Origin of the sequence: Peribacillus sp. YIM B13472 (assembly GCF_042788005.1) — a bacterium.
Classification (GTDB): domain Bacteria; phylum Bacillota; class Bacilli; order Bacillales; family DSM-1321; genus Peribacillus; species Peribacillus simplex_E.
Map to the genome: position 1 here is coordinate 21,548 of NZ_JBHZPG010000050.1, position 6,000 is coordinate 27,547.

The following is a 6,000-nucleotide window of genomic DNA, read 5'->3' on the forward strand; positions in this document are numbered from 1 at the left end:
GCTTCTTCCCCGCTGGAAACCTCGATTTACCCTCAATAAAATCGAGATATCTGATTTCCCCCTTGTAATGACTGCAAATAAGCAGTCATTTTTTTGTGCCAAAATGTGTGTAAATAGGAAAAATAAAAAAATAATTCTGTTAAATTAGAATTTTTAGAAAATATATTGTAATATTTTAATTTTGATGCAATAATAAACCCAATAATATAATTGGAAAAAAAGTTATATATAGGAAGTGATTTGATGGGCGAACCAATTATTAAGGTGAATGGGCTGCGAACCAGTTTTCGTACTGACGATGGGGTGATTCCTGTCGTGAATTCAATCGATTTCCATGTCAATCCTGGTGAGGTTTTAGGAATTGTAGGAGAATCGGGATGCGGAAAAAGCGTAACTTCTCTGTCCATCATGGGTCTGGTTCCTTCGCCGGCTGGTAAGGTGGAGGGGGAAATCCTTTTTAAAGGAGAGAACATCGCAAATGCCTCTGAAGCGAAAATGAGAAAAATTCGTGGGAATGATATAGCGATGATATTTCAGGAACCGATGACAAGCCTGAATCCTGTGTTCACTATTGGCGAGCAGTTGGTCGAGACGCTTCGGATACATAAAAAATGGAACAAAAAGCAGGCCCGACATAGAGCGGTGGAAATGTTGAAGCTGGTTGGGCTTGGCCGTGCCGAGGAATTGCTCAAAGAATATCCGCATCAGCTTTCAGGTGGAATGAGACAAAGGGTCATGATAGCAATGGCCATGATTTGCGAGCCGAAACTCCTTATAGCCGATGAGCCGACAACGGCTTTGGATGTGACGATCCAGGCACAAATCCTAGAGTTAATGAAGAATTTAAATAAAGAAACAGACACGGCAATCATGATGATTACCCATGATCTTGGGGTAGTGGCGCAAATGTGTGAACGTGTCATTGTCATGTATGCCGGCAAGGTGATAGAGGAAGGAAATGTGCAAACGATTTTCCAAAACCCGAAGCATCCTTATACGGTCGGTTTACTTCAGTCGATTCCCGATATGCGAATAAAGAAAGATCGCCTTTACTCGATACCGGGTAATGTGCCAAAACCTGGGACAAGCAACCTCGGGTGCCAGTTTGCTCCCAGGTGTTCCCATGCCATGGAGCAATGTATAAATGAGACCCCGTCTCTATTGAAATTCGATGAGGGTCAGCATGTTCGCTGCTGGCTGTATGAGGATGGGAAAGGAGCTGCCTTGCATGAATCAAACATTGGTTAAGGTAGAAAACCTAAAGAAGCATTTTCCGATCAAAGGAGGGGTTCTAGGAAAGACCATCGGAGAGGTCAAGGCAGTTGATGGTTTGTCTTTTTCCATTTATAAAGGGGAAACCTTAGGACTTGTCGGTGAAAGCGGTTGCGGAAAGTCTACGACGGGAAGATTATTGCTTCGATTGCTTGAGCCGAGTGAGGGTAATGTTTATTTCGAAGGAAAGGACCTGACTGCTTTATCTTCCAATGAAATGAGAAAGATGCGCCGCGAAATGCAGATGGTCTTCCAGGACCCATTCGCTTCCCTCAATCCCAGGCATACTATTGGCAAAATATTAGAAGAACCGCTCATCGTTCATGGGGTTAAAGATAAAAAGGCGCGTAAGGCACGTGTGCAGGAACTTCTTAAGGTTGTTGGCTTAAGCAGTTACCATGCTAAAAGGTATCCGCATCAATTCAGTGGGGGCCAGCGGCAGCGTATTGGCATCGCGAGGGCACTTGCAGTCAACCCCAAACTGATCATTGCCGATGAGCCGGTATCTGCACTGGATGTGTCGATCCAGGCACAGGTCTTGAATCTGTTGCAGGATTTGCAGGAAGATTTTGATTTGACCTACTTGTTCATTGCCCATGATCTTGGAGTCGTGAGGCATATCTCCGACCGTGTCGGTGTCATGTATCTTGGACATATAGTTGAATTGACGGAAAGTGAAGGACTTTATGAAGATCCGCTTCACCCATATACGCAGGCTTTATTATCAGCGGTGCCGATCCCGGATGTGGAATACAAGGGGGATAGGGTAATCCTGCAGGGAGATGTTCCAAGCCCATCAAACCCGCCCGGCGGCTGTCCATTCCATACGAGATGTCCGAAGGCGATGGAAGAATGCAAAACGGACAAGCCAATACTGAATGAACATAAACCTGGTCACTACGTTGCTTGTCATTTATACAATTGACACGACGTATACATAAATTCGCAAATAATAAGGGGGAAGAATATGAAGAAAACATTGGCATTATTGCTGACTGGTATCCTTGCTCTTTCACTGGCGCTTGCGGGATGCTCCTCGTCTACATCAAAAGAGAAAGATGATGGTAAAGGGGGATCGAGTGAAGCGAAGGGCGGCGTATTGATATACGGTAAAGGCGGAGATGCGGTCGGTCTTGACCCAGCTATCGTAACCGATGGTGAATCATTCATCGTCACACAGCAAATTTTTGAAACGCTTGTAAAATACGGAGAAGACAATACAGAGATAAAACCTGGTCTTGCCGAATCCTGGAAGGTGTCCGATGACGCAAAAACATACACATTCAAATTGAAAACCGGAATTAAGTTCCATGATGGTACGGATTTCAATGCAGATGCGGTCGTAAAAAACTTTCAACGTTGGGCACAAAGTAAGGATGAAGGGAAATTTGCCTACTATGCTTCCATGTTCGGAGGGTTTGAAGGTGATGAAGGCCATGTCATCAAGGAAGTGAAGGCAATCGATGCCAGCACGGTGGAATTCACATTGAACCGCCCGCAGGCGCCATTCCTGAAAAACCTTGCCATGCCTACATTTGCCATTGCCAGTCCGGTTGGTTTGGAAAAAGAGGGTGACGACTTCACTAAAAATCCATCTGGTACAGGTCCTTTCAAATTCAAATCATGGAAACCTGGCGATACGATTGAAGTGGTGAAAAACGATGACTACTGGCAAGAAGGACTGCCGAAACTTGATGGAATCACGTTTAAAGTCATTAAAGATAACTCTGCGCGTTTAAATGCTGTAATCAAAGGTGAAATCGACCTAATGGACGGTTTGAACCCAAGCGATATCAGCAAAGTTACAGGAGATGACAAACTGCAGTTATTCGAACGTCCTTCCATGAATGTCGGCTACTTTGCATTCAATGTTGAAAAAGCACCATTCGACAAAAAGGAAGTACGCCAAGCTATCTCTCACCTAATTAACAAAAAAGAAATCATTGATAACTTTTTCGAAGGCACGGCGGAGCCTGCCAAGAATCCAATGCCACCATCCGTTTCTGGATACAATGACAACATTGAAGACTATGATTACGATGTCGAAAAAGCGAAAGAACTTCTGAAAAGGGCCGGATATGAAAAAGGATTTAAAATGGATCTATGGGCAATGCCAGTACCGCGCCCATATATGCCAGATGGTCAAAAAGTGGCCGAGGCCATTCAAGCGAGCTTAAAGCAGGTTGGTATCGAGGCAAATATCGTTTCATACGAATGGGCTGCATATTTAGAGAAAGTGCAGGCTGGTGAGGCTCAATCCTTCATGCTAGGCTGGACAGGCGATAATGGAGATGCAGATAACTTCCTTTATGCCTTATTGGATAAAGATAATATCGGCTCAAATAATTATTCCCGTTATGCAAATGATGAAGTGCACGATCTATTGATCGAGGCACAGTCCACGGCAGATGAAGCCAAGCGTAATGAGTTATATGGAAAAGCCCAGGAAATCATCCATGATGAAGCACCATGGGTTCCACTTGTCCACTCATTACCGCAGCTAGCCGGATCCAAGACAGTCAAAGGGTTTGTTCCACATCCAACTGGTTCGCAATCCCTTATTAACGTTTCTTTAGAAAATTAACCGTAAGAACCGGGTAGTATGTAGTTTTGCATGCTTCCCGGTTTTGTTATGGAATGCATTTCAAAAGAATTGAGGGCGCTCAAAGGACCCTTATGCTAAAGGAGGGTGATTGTTATGTTTTCCTATACCGTACGACGTTTAGGATCTCTCATTCCAGTACTTCTCGGAATGGCATTTATTGTATTCATGATGATTCGGGCGATTCCTGGTAATCCAGCACAGATGATTCTAGGGCAGCAAGCAACAAAAGAGGCAGTTGCGGCAATGACCAAGCAACTTGGATTGGATAAACCTTGGTTCGTTCAATTTTGGGATTACTTGGCAGGATTGGTGCAGGGTGATCTCGGTGTATCGTTAAAAACGAATAGCCCCGTTTCCGAGGAAATTGGTCCATACTTAATGGCCACGATAGAGCTAGCATTGATTGCCATGATCATCGCTGTTGTCATTGGGGTAAATGCCGGAATCATCTCGGCTTGGTTCCAAAACTCATGGTTTGATTATGTCGCCATGGTGATTGCGTTGATTGGTTTGTCCATGCCTATTTTCTGGCTGGGATTAATGGAGCAATATATCATTTCCATTCAATGGGATTTACTTCCGACGACAGGGCGGGACAATATCAGGGATCCCGTTGAGGCCATAACCGGACTGTATTTGATAGATACACTCATGGCTGGCAGGGTTGATCAGTTTTTCGAGGTAATCAAACATCTCATCTTGCCGGGAATTGCGCTGGCGACCATTCCGATGGCCATTATTGCAAGGATGACACGTTCGTCCATGCTGGAAGTTATGAGATCGGATTTTATTCGTACGGCTCGTGCTAAAGGAATGAGAATGTTTTGGGTTGTTTACAAGCATTCCTTTAAGAATGCCCTGATTCCAGTGGTGACGGTTATCGGACTGCAAACAGGATTACTTTTAGGCGGCGCCATATTGACGGAAAACATTTTTGGGTGGCCAGGTATCGGTACTTATATTTATGATGCAATCCTATCTCGGGATTATCCGGTGATACAGTCCGGAATTCTCGTCATCGCCTTTTTGTTTGTCATGATTAATCTAGTTGTGGACTTGTTGTATGCAGCGATCGATCCTAGGATTAAGTATAAATAGGGAGGGAAACTCATGCCTGAAATAGCAACGAATACTTCGCCAATCCTTCCTCCAAAAGACGCAGAGGAAAAAGTCATCTCTCCCTGGAAGGAAGGGTGGAAAAGTTTTAGGAAAAATAAGGTAGCCCTTGTGGGTCTGGGGATTGTTGCATTTTTTATCTTAATCGCCATCTTCGCGCCCGTTATTGCACCTTATTCATTTGAGGGGCAAAAGCTAAGTGATAAACATTTGGCCCCGTCTGCGGAGCATTGGTTCGGAACGGATGAATTTGGACGTGATATTTTGAGCAGGGTCATTTATGGCTCGCGCATATCAATAGGGGTCGGCTTCTTATCTGTTGCCGGATCTGTCGTGGTCGGGTCTTTTTTGGGAATCATTGCCGGTTACTACGGCAGGTGGATAGATACGATCATATCGAGGGTCTTTGACATCATTCTGGCCTTTCCAAGTATCTTGCTTGCCATTGCAGTCGTAGCCGTTTTGGGACCTTCCCTTCGCAACGCACTTATTGCCATTGCCATCGTCAATGTCCCGATATTCGGCCGGCTTTTACGTTCACGGGTCTTAACGGTGAAAGAAGAGGAATATGTAACGGCTGCGAAGGCAATTGGCATGGGGGATGGCCGCATTCTCCTTCACCACGTCCTTCCGAATAGTCTTGCACCGATCATCGTTCAAGGCACGTTGGCGATTGCAACTGCCATAATTGAGTGTGCAGCACTGGGCTTTCTCGGTCTCGGTGCACAGCCGCCAGCACCAGAGTGGGGAAAAATGCTTGCTGATTCCAGGGCGTTCATCATTCAGGCACCATGGACGGTTCTTTTCCCTGGCCTAGCGATCATGCTTACGGTACTTGGCTTTAACCTAATGGGGGATGGGCTGCGCGATGCATTGGATCCAAGAATGAAAAACTAGAAGTAAAAGGGTGATGTTAGTTTAACATCACCACAGACTGTAGACAAAAGGGGTTCGGAATTAAAAAATTCTGAAACCCTTTTGAAATTCCCTTTGAATTTTCGCCTAAA

At 44.9% G+C, this 6,000-nt stretch carries 5 protein-coding genes; all 5 read left to right on the forward strand.

The annotated features are described in order from the left end of the window. Positions 1 to 243: 243 nt before the first annotated feature. The 5 genes from ACFX4I_RS24560 (at position 244) to ACFX4I_RS24580 (ending at position 5,890) form a co-directional block, all read left to right on the forward strand. Positions 244 to 1,248, forward strand: a complete 1,005-nt coding sequence (locus ACFX4I_RS24560; RefSeq protein ID WP_076368326.1) for an ABC transporter ATP-binding protein — start codon at positions 244 to 246, stop codon at positions 1,246 to 1,248. Next, a complete protein-coding gene (locus ACFX4I_RS24565) occupies positions 1,229 to 2,197 on the forward strand; it encodes an ABC transporter ATP-binding protein (RefSeq protein WP_377423684.1) in 969 nt (322 codons plus the stop codon). The genes ACFX4I_RS24560 and ACFX4I_RS24565 overlap by 20 nt, the downstream gene beginning before the upstream one ends. Positions 2,198 to 2,239: 42 nt before the next feature. Then, positions 2,240 to 3,856, forward strand: a complete 1,617-nt coding sequence (locus ACFX4I_RS24570; RefSeq protein ID WP_377423686.1) for an ABC transporter substrate-binding protein — start codon at positions 2,240 to 2,242, stop codon at positions 3,854 to 3,856. 114 nt (positions 3,857 to 3,970) lie between these two features. Further along, a complete protein-coding gene (locus ACFX4I_RS24575; RefSeq protein ID WP_377423688.1) occupies positions 3,971 to 4,975 on the forward strand; it encodes an ABC transporter permease in 1,005 nt (334 codons plus the stop codon). Between the two features lie 12 nt (positions 4,976 to 4,987). Beyond that, entirely contained in the window at positions 4,988 to 5,890 is a 903-nt protein-coding gene (locus ACFX4I_RS24580) for an ABC transporter permease (RefSeq protein ID WP_230302996.1), read from the forward strand. The last annotated feature ends 110 nt before the right edge of the window (positions 5,891 to 6,000 follow it).

Bases quoted from the DNA above. Each gene is read 5' to 3' on its own strand.
- ACFX4I_RS24570 (WP_377423686.1), top strand. From the start codon at position 2,240: ATGAAGAAAACATTGGCATTATTGCTGACTGGTATCCTTGCTCTTTCA.
- ACFX4I_RS24565 (WP_377423684.1), top strand. From the start codon at position 1,229: ATGAATCAAACATTGGTTAAGGTAGAAAACCTAAAGAAGCATTTTCCG.
- ACFX4I_RS24580 (WP_230302996.1), top strand. From the start codon at position 4,988: ATGCCTGAAATAGCAACGAATACTTCGCCAATCCTTCCTCCAAAAGAC.
- ACFX4I_RS24575 (WP_377423688.1), top strand. From the start codon at position 3,971: ATGTTTTCCTATACCGTACGACGTTTAGGATCTCTCATTCCAGTACTT.
- ACFX4I_RS24560 (WP_076368326.1), top strand. From the start codon at position 244: ATGGGCGAACCAATTATTAAGGTGAATGGGCTGCGAACCAGTTTTCGT.